This window comes from Burkholderia sp. RF4-BP95 (genome assembly GCF_001521985.1).
In the GTDB taxonomy this organism is placed as follows: Bacteria; Pseudomonadota; Gammaproteobacteria; order Burkholderiales; family Burkholderiaceae; genus Burkholderia; species Burkholderia diffusa.
The window spans coordinates 79,920-95,461 of sequence record NZ_LOSX01000074.1 but is presented as its reverse complement, the minus strand read 5'-3'; the positions used below and the strand labels follow the sequence as shown (position 1 = coordinate 95,461).

14 protein-coding genes are annotated in these 15,542 nt (G+C 70.4%); 8 read left to right on the top strand and 6 right to left on the bottom strand.

Annotated elements, in window-relative coordinates:
- Positions 1-64: 64 nt before the first annotated feature.
- Together WS46_RS26280 and WS46_RS26275 are read right to left on the bottom strand one after the other, a co-directional pair.
- A complete protein-coding gene (locus WS46_RS26280) occupies positions 65-4,120 on the bottom strand; it encodes a translocation/assembly module TamB domain-containing protein (RefSeq protein WP_059692248.1) in 4,056 nt (1,351 codons plus the stop codon).
- A gap of 28 nt (positions 4,121-4,148) precedes the next feature.
- The gene (locus WS46_RS26275; RefSeq protein ID WP_059527570.1) at positions 4,149-5,975 is read right to left on the bottom strand and encodes an autotransporter assembly complex family protein; all 1,827 of its coding nucleotides are present in this window, start codon (positions 5,973-5,975) and stop codon (positions 4,149-4,151) included.
- A gap of 253 nt (positions 5,976-6,228) precedes the next feature.
- On the opposite strand from WS46_RS26275, the gene WS46_RS26270 reads away from it, so the two are divergent.
- From WS46_RS26270 to panD, 4 genes are all read left to right on the top strand, one after another.
- Positions 6,229-6,417 (top strand): DUF3460 family protein, encoded by a 189-nt coding sequence (locus tag WS46_RS26270; protein ID WP_044849219.1) that lies wholly within the window; start codon positions 6,229-6,231, stop codon positions 6,415-6,417.
- Positions 6,418-6,421: 4 nt separating this feature from the next.
- The gene (locus WS46_RS26265; RefSeq protein WP_059527573.1) at positions 6,422-7,294 is read left to right on the top strand and encodes a ScpA family protein; all 873 of its coding nucleotides are present in this window, start codon (positions 6,422-6,424) and stop codon (positions 7,292-7,294) included.
- Positions 7,295-7,553: 259 nt separating this feature from the next.
- Positions 7,554-8,393 (top strand): pantoate--beta-alanine ligase, encoded by an 840-nt coding sequence (panC, locus tag WS46_RS26260; protein WP_059692247.1) that lies wholly within the window; start codon positions 7,554-7,556, stop codon positions 8,391-8,393.
- A gap of 41 nt (positions 8,394-8,434) precedes the next feature.
- Entirely contained in the window at positions 8,435-8,821 is a 387-nt protein-coding gene (panD, locus tag WS46_RS26255; RefSeq protein WP_006484038.1) for an aspartate 1-decarboxylase, read from the top strand.
- Between the two features lie 126 nt (positions 8,822-8,947).
- On the opposite strand, the gene WS46_RS26250 is transcribed toward panD, so the two are convergent.
- The 4 genes from WS46_RS26250 to WS46_RS26240 form a co-directional block, all read right to left on the bottom strand.
- Positions 8,948-9,607 (bottom strand): ParA family protein, encoded by a 660-nt coding sequence (locus WS46_RS26250; protein WP_059527575.1) that lies wholly within the window; start codon positions 9,605-9,607, stop codon positions 8,948-8,950.
- 128 nt (positions 9,608-9,735) lie between these two features.
- Positions 9,736-10,149: a DoxX family protein gene (locus WS46_RS26245; RefSeq protein ID WP_059692271.1), complete on the bottom strand. Its 414-nt coding sequence runs from the start codon at positions 10,147-10,149 to the stop codon at positions 9,736-9,738.
- 164 nt (positions 10,150-10,313) lie between these two features.
- Positions 10,314-10,454: a hypothetical protein gene (locus WS46_RS36160; protein ID WP_179949187.1), complete on the bottom strand. Its 141-nt coding sequence runs from the start codon at positions 10,452-10,454 to the stop codon at positions 10,314-10,316.
- An 82-nt stretch (positions 10,455-10,536) separates the two neighbouring features.
- Entirely contained in the window at positions 10,537-12,039 is a 1,503-nt protein-coding gene (locus WS46_RS26240) for a cobyric acid synthase (protein WP_059692246.1), read from the bottom strand.
- Positions 12,040-12,114: 75 nt separating this feature from the next.
- On the opposite strand from WS46_RS26240, the gene cobU reads away from it, so the two are divergent.
- The 4 genes from cobU to WS46_RS26220 are packed head-to-tail and all read left to right on the top strand — an operon-like array spanning position 12,115 to position 15,539.
- Complete coding sequence (cobU, locus tag WS46_RS26235) at positions 12,115-12,675, top strand: bifunctional adenosylcobinamide kinase/adenosylcobinamide-phosphate guanylyltransferase (RefSeq protein ID WP_059692270.1); 561 nt, start codon at positions 12,115-12,117, stop codon at positions 12,673-12,675.
- Positions 12,669-13,613 (top strand): adenosylcobinamide-phosphate synthase CbiB, encoded by a 945-nt coding sequence (cbiB, locus tag WS46_RS26230; protein ID WP_059692245.1) that lies wholly within the window; start codon positions 12,669-12,671, stop codon positions 13,611-13,613. The genes cobU and cbiB overlap by 7 nt, the downstream gene beginning before the upstream one ends.
- Positions 13,606-14,625, top strand: coding sequence for a threonine-phosphate decarboxylase CobD (gene cobD, locus WS46_RS26225; protein WP_059692244.1), 1,020 nt, complete (start codon positions 13,606-13,608; stop codon positions 14,623-14,625). Before cbiB ends, cobD begins: the two co-directional genes overlap by 8 nt.
- Positions 14,622-15,539: a cobalamin-binding protein gene (locus WS46_RS26220; protein WP_059692243.1), complete on the top strand. Its 918-nt coding sequence runs from the start codon at positions 14,622-14,624 to the stop codon at positions 15,537-15,539. The genes cobD and WS46_RS26220 overlap by 4 nt, the downstream gene beginning before the upstream one ends.
- Positions 15,540-15,542: the final 3 nt, after the last annotated feature.

Below are 15,542 nucleotides of genomic sequence, written 5' to 3'. Positions count from 1 at the left end.
GGGGCTTTTTTTATGTTCGCAACGGGGACCGCGCGACGGCGATGCGAGCCGGCGCGCGGCATCGTCACCGCTGGCCGAACCAGCGATCGAAGCGCCGCGTGTAGTTCAGGTCGACGCCCTGGAACGTGCCGCCATACGCGGACACCGACCAGAAGCGCGTCAGGTTGATCGTCGCCTTGAACGCGTTGCTCGCCGATTGCAGCCCTTGCTCGTAACCGAGCACGAAACGCTCGTTGATCGCCTTCGAGATCTGCACGACCTGTGCGTCGGTGAGGCCGACATCGCTGCGGCCGATCGAGAACTCGTCGAGACCGATGCTCTGCGCGACGCGCCTGCCGGTCGCGCTGCCAAGCAGCCCGAGCGCGGCGGTCATCGCATTCTGCTGGCCGACGTTGTTGCCTTGATCGGTGCCGTGTCCGAACAGCAGCCACGACAGCTTTTCGTTGTCCGTGACGTTCGGCTCGGACACGAGCTTGACCGTCGGCGACTGAATCGTGCCGACGACCTGCACCCCGGCCTCGACCTCCTGGTTGCGCCGCATCGCGAGAATGTTCACGCCCGGATTCGACACGGGGCCGTTGAACGTGAAGAAGCCGTTCTCGACCGCGAGCTTGCGGCCGAACGACGTATACGTCGACCCTTCCGTCACGCGCACGTTGCCGACCGCGCGCAGCGGCACGCCCGGCGCGCTCATCACGGTGATCGTGCCGCGCAGCCCGAGATCCGCGCCGTGCCCCTTGAAGCGGAAGTTGTTGCCGAGGCCGATGTCGATGTTCGCGCGCGGCGCGAGCGACGGCGCCGGCTTGTCCTCGACCTTCTGCGGCTTCGCGACCGCCGTGCCGGTCGGCGTCTCGCCGCGCACCGTCCCGTCCGGCCGCACCACGACGACATCGTCGGACAAGTGCGGCGCCGCGTCTTCCGGCAGGTCGAACAACGCACGGTCGACGACGAACTTGCCGTCGATCGACAGCGCGCCGCGCGGCCCGTCGTTCGCGACGGTCGCCTTGCCCGACAGCGACAGCTTGCGGTCCGGCGCCGCGAACAGCTCGAGCTTGTCCGCGACGATGCTCGCGGTCAGGTCCGGCGCCTCGCCGTCGAGACGCACGCGGCCGATCGCGCGCAGCGTGCCGTCGCCGCCGTGGAACTCGACCTGCTGGAATTCGACGAGGTTCTCCGCGAGCTTCACGCGCACGATGCCGTCCTTCAGCTGCACGCCCTGGTCGACGAGCGTCGCGGACAGATCGTCGCCCGTCAGCATGCCCGACACGTTCGGCTTCACCGGCGTGCCCGCGATCGTCAGCTTCAGCGCCGCGCGCCCGCCGAGCAGGTAGCTCGGCCCGAACAGGTTGCCGGTCGACTTCAGCGACGGGATGTCGGCGTCGATGCGGCCCGCCAGCGGGCCGTCGTCGACGACGCCGAACACGCCGTCGCGCAGCGCGAACGGCACGGTGACGTTCGCGTCGAGCGTGCCGACCCGGTTCGCCTTCGCGAGCGCCACCACGTTGAGCCGGTTGCCCGGTGCAAAGCTCGCGCGCGCCGACAGGTCGGTCAGCCCGAGCGACGCGATGCCGCGCCCGGTCTCGATCGTCACGTCGCCGCCGCGCCGCTTCACCTGCACGTAGCCCGTCGCGTTCGCGCCGAGCGAGAAATCCCAGTCGGCATCGAGCACGACGTCGGTGCGCACCGGCGGCCGCTGACCCGTCAGCTCCTGGCGGATCTCGAGGAAGCGCGCGACCGACGCGCCGCGCACGGCGCCGGCCGAGCGCATCTGCCCGTGATCGAACACGAACGACTTCAGGTCGATCGCCGCGCCTTCGAGCGTGAGCCGCGTCGCGCCGAGCGTCACGCGGCCAGCGCCGGCCGACACGGCAAGCGGCGCCTGCAGCGCCACCGACGGCGTGCCGCGGTTCGCGAGGCGCGTGACGGTGCCGTCCCAGCGCATCCCGTCGCGATTCTCGACCACGCCGCCGTTCGCCGCGAGCGTCAGGTCGATCACGCGGCCGCCGGCGGTCCCGATCGCCGACGCGTCGAGCGTGTGCTTCGCGCGCGTGCCGTCGAGGTTCGCGCGCAGCGATTTCAATTGCAGCGAGCCGAGCGCGATGTCGGTCGCGTCGGCCGTGAACACGAGCGCGCCGTGCGCGCCGTCGCGGATGTCGGCGCGCCCCTGCGCCGCACCGATCCGGTTCGAGCCGACCACGACGTGCTGGGCCTTGTAGGTGCCCGTCACGTTCGGGTGCGCGAAGCTGCCGGTCAGCTCGCCCTGCGCCTGCACGAGCCCCTGCACGCCGAAGCCGAGCCGGTCGAGCTCGGGCGCGTCGACGACGAAGCGCAGCCGATCGCCCGGCGCGCCGAAACTGCCGCGCAGATCGACGTGGTTGCCCGCGATCGACAGGGTCGCGTTGCTCGGCAGGATCCGCGCGCCGACGAGCTGCACGACGCCCGCGCCGGTCAGCGGCACGCCGTCGTAGAGGCTGTCGCCGAGCTTGAAGGTCGCCTTCGTCGACACCTGCGGCGCGAACGCGCCGGAGGCCGTCAGCGTGCCCGATACGCGCGTCTCGCCGCGCCTGGCCGGCGCCTTCGCGGTTGCCTTCGCCGCTTTGGCGGCCGGTTTGCCGCCGCCCGCGCCCGGCGCGCGCATCGCGGCGAGCAGCAGCGGATCGAACGCGGTCAGCGTCGCCTTCGCGTCGTAGCTCGAATGCGCGTCGTGACGGAACACGCCGGTCAGGTCGATACGGCCCTTGCCCGCCGTCACGCGCGCATCGGTCAGCACCGTCTGCTGCTGCGTCAGCGCGACCTTCGCGCGCGCGCCGAGCGCGAGCTTCGGATCGTTCAGGTTGAAGTCGACGGTCGTCACGTCGCCTGCGAGCGTCACGCCGAGCGGGCCGCCGAGGCGCATTGGCCGCAACTCGGCGACGAATGCATTGAGGTCGAGGTTCGCGACCTTCAGGTCGAAGCGGCCCTTGCCGCCGGTCAGCGCGCCGTTTCCGGTCACGCTGCCGTCGCGGATCAGTTTCAGCGCGAGGCCGTCGATCCGCTGCGCGTGTGCGTCGAGATTGACGGTCGCATGTGCGTCGACGACGGGCAGCAGGTGCTCGCCCAGCGTGCCGGGCTTCGCGTTCACGATCGACACCGGGCCGGTCACCGCGAAACCCTTCGCCGCTGTGGCGCCCGCCGGCGCGGTCACGGGCGCCAGCTCCGCGCGCACCGCGAGATCGGCGGCCGGCGCGCCCGGCGCGAGCGCCTGCGGGTTCACGTGATCGAACACGAGCGACGCGCGCGTGAGCGGCACCGCGCCGAACGGCGCGGCCTCGACGTGCGCGCGCCCGTTCAGCTTCATCCCGCTCGCGGCGACGTCGGCGACGAGCGCTTCGAGCGACCCCGACACGTTCGCGCTCGCGTTGACCGGTTCGTTCGAGAGCTTGCCCACGTAAGTCGCGTTGCCCGTCAGCGCGAACGGCTTCACGCCGTCGAGCTTCACGCGTGCGGTCAGCGCGCCGTACGGCGTGTCGACGCCGTCGAGCGCAAGTTCATGGTGGCGGCCGTCGCTGCGGCCGTTCAGCGCGAGATGGTCGAGCTGCGTCGTCGACCCGCCGTCGTGAATCGCCAGGTGATCGACGCGCAGATCGTCGATCCGCAACTGCAGCGGCAGGCTCAGGTCCTGCGGCGTCGTGCTCGGCGTCGACGGCCCCGGCGCGATCCGCACGTCGATCGTGCCCGCGCGAAGGTAGTCGACGGACAGCCGCCACGGCGCGCGGGTCAGCGCCCAGCGACCGTCGAGCCGGTCGATCCGCACTTCCGTGCCGGCGCCGCCGGGGCTCGTCCACGCGAAGCCGCGCAACCGCACGCCCGTCGCGAGCGCGCCGCCTTCCAGCGTGCCCGCCAGCCGGCCGCCCAGCACGCGCACGGCCGTCTGCCACGCGAGCCGCGTGCCGCGCTCGGTCGTCGCCGCGGCCAGCACGAGCCCGGCCGCCAGCACGGCGAGCAGCACGACCGTGACGAGCGTCCACGCGACGATCCGGCCCGGACGCACGCGGCGCGGCGCGCGCGGCGGCGCGTCGGGCGCGCGCTCGGGCGAGTCCGGATCGTGAGGCGGCGGCGTGTCGTTCGGATCCTTCGTCATGCGGTTCGTCGTGGCTCGTGCAACAAGGTCAGAAAGCGATGCCGAGCGTCAGGTACGGGCGCACGCTGTGGTTGCGCAGTCCGTAAGCGACGTCGACGTTGATCGGGCCGACGGGGCTGCGCCAGCGCGCGCCGATGCCGACGCCCGGGTAGAACACCTTCTCGCCCCACGCATCGGTCGCGGTGCCGATGTCGAAGAAGGTCGCGGCGCCCCAGTCGCGGTTGAACCAGTGCTGGTATTCGGCGGTGCCCGTCATCAGGTACTTGGTCGGCAGCACCGAGCCGTCGACGCTGTTGCCGATGCTCTGGTAGCCGTAGCCGCGCACCGAATTCGAGCCGCCCGCGCGAAACAGCAGCGACGCCGGCACACCGGCCGAGCTGCCGCTCGTGAACACGCCGCCGAGCTCCGCGCGGAACACGAACAGGTCGCGCTTGCCGATCGGCACGTACTGCTGGCCGCGCGCGTAACCGCGGATGAAGGTCTGGTCGGTCAGCACGCCCTTGATCGCGAAGCCGGCCTCCGCGTGGATCAGGTTGCCCGAGCGCGGGAACAGCGGATCGTCGACGTTGCGGCGCGTCCATGCCCACTGCGGCACCAGCGCGCGGCTGGTGGTCGGGCCGGCGCCGTTCTGGTCGAGCCGGTCCTGGTAGAACATCAGCGAATACGCGTAGTCGATGAACTGACCGGTGCGGGTGCGCTGCGCACCGATCCGCGCGCTGTAGATCCGCGTGTCCGACACGTTGGTGTTCGTGTACGACGCGAGCACGCTGTTGGTCCAGCCTTTCTCGCCGGGCGGCATCGACAGCTGGACCTGGCCGTACTGCTGGATCTGGTCGAGCCGGCCCGACACGGTGAGCGGCCACGCGGCGCCGAACGTGTCGAGATACGTGTAGGAGCCCTGCACATGCGGGCCCGTATCGGTCGCGTAGCCGACGCCGCCGCGAATGTTGTTGTACGGAAACTCGCTGACCTTCACGTGCACGGGCGTGCGCTCGGGCTTCGCCGTATCGTCGCCGACGTCGATCGCGACGCTCGCGTAGTACGGCGTGTTCTGCAGCTGCCGCTGCAGCTCGGTGATCCGCTGCACGTCGTAGATCTCGCCTTCCGACAGCGGATTGACGTTCGTGACGATTTTTTCCGGATAGCGGCGCACGCCGTCGACGTCGACCTTGCCGATCGTAAACGTCGGGCCGCTGTCGAACGTGACGGCCAGCGTCGCGCGCTGCGTGCGCGGATCGACGCGCGCTTCCGACGACGCGATCTTCGCGCCGAGATAGCGGCGCGACTGCAGTTGCTTGAGCGCCGCCCCTTTCGCGCCGTCCCAGTCGGACTGCGTGAACGGGTCGCCCGGCTTCAGCGAGAACGCGAAGCGGGTCGCGGCCTCCTGCTTCGGATCCTCAGTCTCGACCGGGCCCTTGAACGCCAGGTCGACCGTCGACACGACGGTCTGCGGCCCCGGATCGACGGCGACGCGCACGTCGCGCTTGCCGTCGCGCGTGCGCACGTCCGTGCGCACGACCGGCGAGAAATAGCCGGCCGTCGCGGTCAGGTCGCGCACCTGCTGCGGCGTGGCGGTCACGAGGAAGTCGAACTGGTCGTCGCTGATGTCGTCGCGCTTGGCGAAGCGCGCGATGTCGAGATGGGCCTCGAGGAGCTTGCGGATCGCGCGCGGCGAGTCGATCTCGACGTCGTACTTCGCATACGCCGGCAGCACGAAGCACGCGGCGAGACAGCCCGCGAGGGCCGCCCGGGCCGCCGCACCGGCGCCGCGCCGCGCGCGACGACCGCGGTGACGCGCCGCGCGCGGGCTCGCCTCATGCGCCGTATGTGCCTGCTGGTTCACCTGACCCGCCAAATATGACCTCGTCCTCGGTTGGTGATTTTGCGGAAAACCCCGTATTTGACCACAGGGCGGCGGCGCTGCCCGCACGGGCGCCGCTTTGACGCCTGGACGCAACGCGACGCGCGCGGGGGCGGCCGGACGCGCCGCGGGTGTCGCGCCAGCGGATTCGACGCGCGATTGCCGCCGGCTGTTCCCCGCTATGCGGTAAAATCCCGCCATCGCGAACCCGGCGCATCGTGCGCCGCCCGAAACGGAAAGCCAAGCCATGCCGTATCAGTCCGACGTCACGCAATTCCTGAACCAGCTCAAGCAACAGAAGCCGACGCTCGAAGAAGAGCAGCGCAAGGGCCGCTCGCTGCTGTGGGACAAGCAGCCGATCGACCTCGACGAGCGCGCCGAGCAGCAGGAATCGCGCGTGAAGCAAACGTCCTACGTCTACTACCAGAACTTCTGACGACGTGAGCGCCGCCGACGAGGCCAGCGCCGCCCGGCAGGACGACGCGATCGCCGCGCCCGCGGGCGCCGATTCGACGCCCGACACGGTCGACGGTGTCGCGGCGTTCGCACGCCTGTACGGCGAGCCGCTCTTCAAGCTGCCGCAGGATCTCTACATCCCGCCCGATGCGCTCGAGGTGTTCCTCGAGACGTTCGAAGGCCCGCTCGACTTGCTGCTGTACCTGATCCGCAAGCAGAACTTCAACGTGCTCGACATCCCGATGGCGCAGGTCACTGCACAATATCTGGGCTACGTCGACCAGATCCGCACGTCGAACCTCGAGCTGGCGGCCGAATACCTGCTGATGGCCGCGATGCTGATCGAGATCAAGTCGCGGATGCTGCTGCCGGTCAAGAAGGCCGATACCGGCGAGGAAGCCGAGGATCCGCGCGCGGAACTCGTGCGCCGCCTGCTCGAATACGAGCAGATGAAGCTCGCCGCGCAACGCCTCGACCAGCTGCCGCAGCTCGGCCGCGACTTCCTGCGCGCCGAGGTCTACATCGAGCAGAGCATCACGCCGCGCTTCCCGGACGTCGATTCGGACGACCTGCGCGCCGCGTGGGCCGACGTGCTCAAGCGCGCAAAGCTCGTCCAGCACCACAAGATCTCCCGCGAGGAGCTGTCGGTGCGCGAACACATGAGCCTGATCCTGCGACGGCTGCAGAACGCACGCTTCATGGAGTTCGCCGATCTGTTCGACACGTCGCGCGGCGTGCCGGTCGTCGTGGTGAACTTCATCGCGATGCTCGAACTCGCGCGCGAATCGCTCGTCGAAATCACGCAGGCCGAACCGTTCGCGCCGATCTACGTGCGCCTCGCGTACCTGCCCGCGTAACGCGCGCCGCCGCGCCCGCATCACCCCCGCACACCGAAACACACCGCATCCCGCCGCCGGGCCCGCCCGCGCGGCTCGCTCGCGGTGCGCCCGGCTAAAAAGTGAACGATCGTACTTTTTTCGATGCGTCCGGCGGCCAAATCCTCTACAATCCGCCGACGCCCGATGCGCCGCCCGCGCGCCGGCGTTCTCCGCTTCGACCCCGACGCCGCTGTTGCGGCGCCAACGCGCGCCTGCGCGAGGAACCCGCTACCCGATCATGAAAGTCATCAGCTCGATCCAGGAACTGCGCGACCAGTTGCGCGGCCAGAACCGCACGGCGTTCGTGCCGACGATGGGCAACCTGCACGAAGGTCACCTGTCGTTGATGCGCCTCGCGCGCCAGCACGGCGACCCGGTCGTGGCGAGCATCTTCGTCAACCGGCTGCAGTTCGGCCCGAACGAGGATTTCGACAAATATCCGCGCACGCTCCAGGACGACATCGAGAAGCTGCAGAAGGAAAACGTCTACGTGCTGTTCGCGCCGACCGAGCGCGACATGTATCCGGAGCCGCAGGAGTACCGCGTGCTGCCGCCCGACGACCTCGGCGGGATCCTCGAGGGCGAGTTCCGCCCGGGCTTCTTCACCGGCGTGTGCACGGTCGTCGCGAAGCTGATGTCCTGCGTGCAGCCGCGCGTCGCGGTGTTCGGCAAGAAGGATTACCAGCAGCTGATGATCGTGCGCCGGATGTGTCAGCAGCTCGCGCTGCCGGTCGAGATCATCGCGGCCGAGACGGTGCGCGACGAGGACGGCCTCGCGCTGTCGTCGCGCAACCGCTATCTGACGACCGACGAGCGCAAGGAGGCGCCCGAACTCGCGAAGACGCTGCAGCGCGTGCGCGACAGCGTGCTCGGCGGCGAACGCGACCTCGGCAAGCTCGAGCAGACCGCGCGCACGCACCTGGCCGACCGCGGCTGGGCGCCTGACTACATCTCGATCCGCCGCCGCGCGAACCTGATCGCGCCGAGCGCCGCCGAACTCGAAGCCGGCGAGCCGCTCGTCGTGCTCGCGGCCGCGAAACTCGGCGCGACGCGCCTGATCGACAACCTGGAAATCTGACGGGCCGCCCGCCCTCGCCTCTCACGCATCACGGAGATACCATGCAGCGCCATATGCTCAAATCGAAGATCCACCGCGCGGCCGTCACGCACTGCGAGCTGCATTACGAAGGCTCGTGCGCGATCGACGAAGACCTGCTCGAAGCGGCGGGCCTCATCGAAAACGAACGGATCGACATCTGGAACATCAACAACGGCGAGCGCTTCTCGACGTACGCGATCAAGGGCGAGCGCGGCAGCGGGATGATTTCGCTGAACGGCTCGGCGGCGCGCCGCGCGCAACTCGGCGACCTCGTGATCATCGCGGCGTTCGCGATGGTCGATGAAGCCGAGCTGCAGGCCGGCTGGAAGCCGAAGCTCGTGTTCATCGACGAAGGCAACAAGATCAAGGGCCACCGCGATCACGTGCCGACGCAGAACTGGACCTGATTCACGCGGCGGCCGGCGCCGCGCAGCCGCCGATGCGGGAAGGGCCTGATCCGTCATGATGCCGGATCAGGCCCTTCTTCATTCGCCCTGCTGTAATTGGCCTCGCCGGCACCCGGCCCTCGACGATCAAGACGCCTTGGCGACCTTCTCCGCTTTCGGCGCGCGCCGCTCGGCCCATTCGACGATCGGCCGCCACTGTTCGAGATCCTTCTCGACGCGGCTTTTCGCGACGTCCCACAGCGTCAGGCCGTGCGCGGCGATCTGCACGTAGTTCTGCGTGTCGCGCACGTAGCCGAGCACCGGCAGCCCGAGCCCTTCGACGAAACGGTGCAGCTGGTCGGACGAGCGCGTGCGCGCGTCGACCCGCATCCCGACGATCCCGACCTCCACGCTGCCCTTGCGCACCGCCTTCTCGCCGGCGAGGCGCTCCAGAAACTGCTGGGTCGCGAGAATATCGAACATCGACGGCTGCAGCGGCACGATCACCTTGTCGGCGAGCTGCAGCGCGACGTTGAGCCGGTTGCCGTGCAGGCCGGCCGGCGTGTCGATCACCGCGTATTCGAGGCCGCGCGGCGGCTTCGACGGCGCGTCCGGATCGAGATCCCACGCCTCGATCGCCGGCAGGCCGGCCGGCCGCAGGTCGAGCCACGCATGCGCGGACTGCTGCCGGTCCAGATCGGCGAGCGCGACCCATGCGCCCTGCGCCGCGAAATAGCCGGCAAGATTGGTGGACAGCGTGCTTTTCCCCACGCCGCCCTTCGGATTCGCCACCACGATGACCGTCATGAATTCCCCCGAAAAAGCCACGCGGCGCCTGCCGCCCTGGCAAGCGCCGCTCGATTGCGGATACAGGGAGCGATGATATCGGCAAACGGGGTGTCACCGGAACGGGTTGCGCCGATGCCCGCCCTCTTTTATGCGGTTCGCGTCGCGGCGCGCGGTGCGCTGAGCGCGAACGCGCCGCCGCCCAGCAGCGCCTGCACGGCCAGCGTGACGGCCCAGAACGCCGGATATTCCCAGCCGCCGTTCGGCGACGCGAAGCTCCAGCCGTTGGGCAGATGCGCGGACACCGCGCCGAGCATGAACGGCAGCAGCACCAGCGCGGCGATCCGCACGCGGAAGCCCGCGAGCAGCGCAAGGCCGCCGGCCAGCTCGACGAACGTCGTCACATACGCGAGCCAGCCCGGCAGGCCGATCGACGCGAAGAACTGCGCGGTGCCGGGCAGCGTGAAGACGAACACCTTCTGCGCGACGTGCGCGAGGTACAGCACGCCGAGTGCGACGCGCAGCAGCGTCGCGCCGAGATCGTTGAGGCGTTGGGGGTTCATGGCGAATTCCTTCATGAGTGGATGAGAATGGATCGCACTCTATTCGAATCGATTCGACCAATAAACCCGCGATATGGCTTTAACTGATTCCCAAAAAGAACGAATCGGGTCGTAAAAAAGGGCATGACCGATCATGCCCCGCTGCCCGTACCCGGCTACGGATCTCAGCCCCCGCTTTTGCCTTGCGTGGCGTCACCCGAACCGGCCGGCCCGCCGCCCGGCGCGTACGAGTCACATGCGTACGCCGCCGCCGACGCGCCCAGCAGCGCCGCGAGCAGCACGCCCAACCACCATCGAGCCTTCATCGTCGCGCTCCTTCGGGCGGACCTCCGCCCATCTGAGTTGTACGCGATCCGCCGCAAAATGCCAGGCCGGGCACGCCCTGCGTCAGCGGAACTCGGCGTACAGCGCGCGCAGGTCGAGATGTTCGGCGAACGAATCGGCCAGCCGCTCCAGCGACGCCTCGCGCAGCGCCGGGTAGTCGATGCGCTCCGCGCCGTCGAGCCCCGCCCACGCGAGCAGTGCCGCGCACGCGTCGGGCGCGTCGAACAGCCCGTGCACGTAGGTCGCGAGGATCTGGCCGTCGGCCGACCGCGCGCCGTCCGCGCGCACGCCGCCCGCTGCGTCGCCCGCCGCCAGTTCCAGCGCGGGCGTCGCGAGCGCGGGCCCGCGCGTGTCGCCCATGTGGATCTCGTAGCCGTGCACGGCGGCCGCGCCGGGCAGCGCGAGGTGCCCGGTCACGTTCTTCAGCGTCTTGTCCGGCTGCAGCGTCGTGTCGAAATCGAGCAGCCCGAGCCCCGGCACGCTGCCGGGCACGCCTTCGAGGCCGAGCGGATCGTCCAGCGTGCGGCCAAGCATCTGCATCCCGCCGCAGATGCCGATCACCTTGCCGCCATAGCGTAGGTGCCGGCGGATTACCGCGTCCCAGCCCGTGTCGCGCAACCACGCGAGATCGCGCTGCACGCTCTTCGAGCCGGGCAGGATCAGCAGGTCGGCATCCGGCACCGGCCCGCTCTTCCAGTACGTGAACTCGACTTGCGGATGCGCGCGCAGCGGATCGAAATCGGTATGGTTGCTGATCCGCGGCAGCGCGGGCACCACCACGCGCAACACGCCGGCGTCGCCGCGCAAGGCGGCGCTGCGCGCCTGCGACGGCAGCATGTCCTCGGCATCGAGCGTCAACCCGTGCAGGTACGGCAGCACGCCGAACACCGGCTTGCCCGTCTGCGCGCGCAGCCAGTCGAGGCCCGGTTCGAGCAGCTTGATATCGCCGCGAAAGCGGTTGATCACGAAGCCGCGCACGCGCGCGCGCTCGCTGTCCGACAGGCACGCGAGCGTGCCGACCAGATGCGCGAACACGCCGCCGCGGTCGATATCGGCCACCAGCACGACCGGGCAGTCCACGCGTTCCGCGAAGCCCATGTTCGCGATGTCGCCTTCGCGCAGGTTGATTTCGGCCGGGCTGCCCGCGCCTTCGACGAGCACCGTGTCGTAGCCGGCACGCAGCCGCGCGTACGATTCGAGCACCGCGTCGAACGCGACCGGCTTGTAGTCGTGGTACGCACGCGCGTCGAGGTTCATGCGCGCCTTGCCGTGGATGATCACCTGCGCGCCGCGATCGCTCGTCGGCTTCAGCAGCACCGGGTTGAAATCGGTATGCGGCGCGACACCCGCGGCGAGCGCCTGCAACGCCTGCGCGCGGCCGATCTCGCCGCCATCGGCCGTCACCGCGCTGTTCAGCGCCATGTTCTGCGGCTTGAACGGCGCGACGCGCGCGCCCGCGCGACGCGCGAGGCGGCACAGGCCCGCGACGAGCGTGCTCTTGCCCGCGTCGGACGTCGTGCCCTGGATCATCAACGTGCCGCGCGGCTGCGGTTCGGGTGCATTCATCGTATGCAAGGTCGTGGCGAAGCAAAGGCCGCATTATCGCCCGCGCCGCCACGCGTGCGCCGTTACAATCACGCGATGATTCCGCACGACCTCACTTTCGTCCTCGGCGGCGCGCGCTCGGGCAAGAGCGCGCACGCCGAGCGGCTCGCCGCCGACAGCGGCCGCCCCGTCACCTATATCGCGACCGCGGCCGCGACGGCCGCCGATGCCGAATTCGAACGGCGCATCGCGCATCACCGCGCGCGCCGGCCGGCCGACTGGGGCTTCGCCGATGCGCCCGTCGACCTCGCCGGCACGCTCGCGCGGCTCGACGATCCGCGCGCGTGCCTGCTCGTCGACTGCCTGACGCTCTGGCTCACGAACCTGCTGTGCCCGCTCGACGGCGACGCGCTCGACGACGCGCAGTATGCGGCGCAGGTCGAGCGGCTCGAGCACGCGTTGCGCGGTGCGCGCGCGAAGGTGATCGTCGTCAGCAACGAAATCGGGCTCGGCGTCGTGCCGCTCGGGTCGGTCACGCGCCGCTACGTCGACGAACTCGGGCGACTGAACCAGCGTATCGCCGCGCTCGCGACGCGCGTGACGCTGCTGGTCGCCGGGCTGCCGCTCGAACTCAAGGCCGGAGCGCCGTCATGCTGATGCTGTCGCTGCCGGTCGTCGCGATGCTCGCGGTCGCGGCCGCGATCGTCGATCGCATCGTCGGCGAACCGGCCGGCTGGCATCCGCTCGTCGCGTTCGGCCGGCTCGCCGCGCGCATCGAAGGCGCGCTGAACACGGGGCGGCGCGGCCGCATGGTCGGCGTCGCCGCCTGGCTCGTGGCGGTGGCGCCGCCGGTGGCCGTCGCCGCGTGGCTCGCGGCCGTGCTGCCCTGGCCGATCGCGGCCGCGCTGCACGTCGCGCTGCTGTGGTTCGCGCTCGGCGCGAAAAGCCTCGCCGACCACGTCGCCCCGATCGCCGCCGCGCTGCTGCGGCACGACCTCGACGCCGCGCGCGCGCTGACCGCGCGTATCGTATCGCGCGACACCAGCGAAGCCGACGAAGGCGCGCTGTCGCGCGCCGCCGTCGAATCGGCGCTCGAGAACGGCAACGACGCGATCTTCGGCGCGCTCTTCTGGTTCGTCGTCGCGGGCGGCCCCGGCGCGCTGCTGTTTCGGCTCGCGAACACGCTCGACGCGATGTGGGGCTACCGCACGCCGCGCTTCCTGACGTTCGGCTGGGCCGCCGCGCGCCTCGACGACGCGCTCAACTGGATTCCCGCCCGCCTCACCGCCGTGAGCTACGCGCTGCTCGGCGACACGGCCGCAGCATGGCGCTGCTGGCGCACGCAGGCGCGCCACTGGGACAGCCCGAACGCGGGCCCCGTGATGGCCTCGGGCGCCGGCAGCCTGAACGTGCAGCTCGGCGGCCCGGCCGTCTATCACGGCGAAATCGAAGACCGTCCCGCGCTCGGCACCGGCGCGCCGGCGACGGCCGTGCACGTCCTCGCCGCGCTGTCGCTCGTCACGCGCACGCTCGCGCTGTGGCTCGCGCTGCTCGTCGCGAGCGGCGCACTCATCCTCGCTACCCATCATGTCTGACGCACGCATCCCGCACGGCGGCAACCTGCACGAAGCCGCGCGCCGCCACGGCATTCCGTACGACGCGTGGCTCGACCTGTCGACCGGCATCAATCCGGTCGGCTATCCGGTGCCGCCGGTCCCGGCCGACGCATGGCGCCGGCTGCCCGACGACGACGATACGCTCGCCGCATGCGCGTCCGGCTACTACCACGCCCCCGATGCCGCGCACGTGCTGCCGGTCGCCGGCAGCCAGGCCGCGATCCGCGCGTTGCCCGCGCTGCTGCCGACCGGCGACGCCGGTGTCGCCGCGCTCGCGTATGGCGAATACGCACCTGCGTTCGCGCGCCACGGCCATCGCGTCGTCGCACTCGACATCGGTGCGGACGTGCTGCCCGCGTCGCTGCGTCACGTCATCGTCGGGAATCCGAATAATCCGACCGCGGAATTCGTCCCGGCCGACCGGCTGCTCGGCTGGCATGTGCAGTTGTCGGCACGCGGCGGTACGCTGATCGTCGACGAGGCATTCGCGGATACGGGCACCACGCCGTCGCTCGCGCAGTTCACCGATCGTCCGGGCCTCGTCGTGCTGCGCTCGGTCGGCAAGTTCTTCGGACTCGCCGGCATTCGAGCCGGCTTCGTGCTCGCCCGTCCCGAGCTGGTCGCCGCGCTGCGCGACATGCTCGGCGCGTGGACCGTCAGCGGCCCCGCGCGTCACGCGGTCGCCGCCGCATTCGCCGACCATGCATGGCAGGCCGCCGCGCGCATGCGGCTTGCGGCCGACGGCGAGCGCCTCGCCGCGCTGCTGCGCACGCACGGCTTCGCGGTACACGCGACGCCGCTGTTCAGCTGGACCGACGACCCGCGCGCCGCCGCACTGCACGCGGCGCTCGCCGCACACGGGATCTGGACGCGATACTTTGCACGACCGTCGAGCGTGCGCGTCGGCCTGCCGGGCAACGAAGCCGAATGGCGGCGCTTCGCCGACGCACTCTCGCAGTGTGTCCCGACGCTGCCACAGGCAGCCGCATGACCGCCTGCCTGCTCCGCCGGCTGCCGGCTCTCGCGTCGCTGATCGCGCTCGCGCACGCGTCCTTCGCTCACGCCGACGTGACGACCCGCGACGATGCCGGCAATACCGTCACGCTGCCCGCACCGGCGCAACGCGTGATCAGCCTCGCGCCGCATGCGACCGAGCTGGTCTACGCGGCCGGCGGCGGTGCGAAACTGGTCGGCACGGTCACGTACAGCGACTACCCGCCCGCCGCGCAGGCCGTGCCGCGTGTCGGCGACAACAAGGCGCTCGACCTCGAGCGAATCGCCGCGCTGAAGCCCGACCTGATCGTCGTCTGGCGGCACGGCAACGCCGAGCGGCAAACCGATGCGCTGCGTGCGCTGCACATTCCGCTGTTCTTCAGTGAACCGAAACATCTCGACGACGTGGCCACGTCGCTGCGCCGGCTCGGCACGCTGCTCGGCACCGAGCCGGTCGCCGACGCGGCAGCGGTATCGTTCTCGCGCGACATCGCGGCGCTGCGCGCGCGTTACGCGGCACGCCCGCCGGTCACGATGTTCTTCCAGGTATGGGACCGCCCGTTGACGACGCTCAACGGCACGCATCTGTTCAACGAAGTCATCTCGCTGTGCGGCGGCCGCAACGTGTTCGCGGCGCTGAAGCCGCTCGCGCCGACCGTCACCGACGAGGCCGTGCTCGCGGCGAATCCGGAAGCGATCGTGACGACGAGTGCCGGCGCGACACGTTCGGACGCACCGCTGCCGAGCCTCGCGCGCTGGCGTGCGTGGCCCGCGCTGACGGCCGTGGCGCGCAACAACCTGTTCGCGATCGACGGCGATCTGCTGACCCGGCCATCGCCGCGGATCGCGCAAGGCGCGGCCGCGCTGTGCGAGGATCTCGACGCCGCGCGGGCGCGGCGGCCGGTGCGCTGATTT

Excerpts from the sequence above, each read along its gene's own strand:
- WS46_RS26280 (WP_059692248.1), bottom strand. The coding sequence starts at position 4,120 with ATGACGAAGGATCCGAACGACACGCCGCCGCCTCACGATCCGGACTCG.
- WS46_RS26270 (WP_044849219.1), top strand. The coding sequence starts at position 6,229 with ATGCCGTATCAGTCCGACGTCACGCAATTCCTGAACCAGCTCAAGCAA.
- panC (WP_059692247.1), top strand. The coding sequence starts at position 7,554 with ATGAAAGTCATCAGCTCGATCCAGGAACTGCGCGACCAGTTGCGCGGC.
- panD (WP_006484038.1), top strand. The coding sequence starts at position 8,435 with ATGCAGCGCCATATGCTCAAATCGAAGATCCACCGCGCGGCCGTCACG.
- WS46_RS26250 (WP_059527575.1), bottom strand. The coding sequence starts at position 9,607 with ATGACGGTCATCGTGGTGGCGAATCCGAAGGGCGGCGTGGGGAAAAGC.
- WS46_RS26245 (WP_059692271.1), bottom strand. The coding sequence starts at position 10,149 with ATGAACCCCCAACGCCTCAACGATCTCGGCGCGACGCTGCTGCGCGTC.
- WS46_RS36160 (WP_179949187.1), bottom strand. The coding sequence starts at position 10,454 with ATGAAGGCTCGATGGTGGTTGGGCGTGCTGCTCGCGGCGCTGCTGGGC.
- WS46_RS26240 (WP_059692246.1), bottom strand. The coding sequence starts at position 12,039 with ATGAATGCACCCGAACCGCAGCCGCGCGGCACGTTGATGATCCAGGGC.
- cobU (WP_059692270.1), top strand. The coding sequence starts at position 12,115 with ATGATTCCGCACGACCTCACTTTCGTCCTCGGCGGCGCGCGCTCGGGC.
- cbiB (WP_059692245.1), top strand. The coding sequence starts at position 12,669 with ATGCTGATGCTGTCGCTGCCGGTCGTCGCGATGCTCGCGGTCGCGGCC.
- cobD (WP_059692244.1), top strand. The coding sequence starts at position 13,606 with ATGTCTGACGCACGCATCCCGCACGGCGGCAACCTGCACGAAGCCGCG.
- WS46_RS26220 (WP_059692243.1), top strand. The coding sequence starts at position 14,622 with ATGACCGCCTGCCTGCTCCGCCGGCTGCCGGCTCTCGCGTCGCTGATC.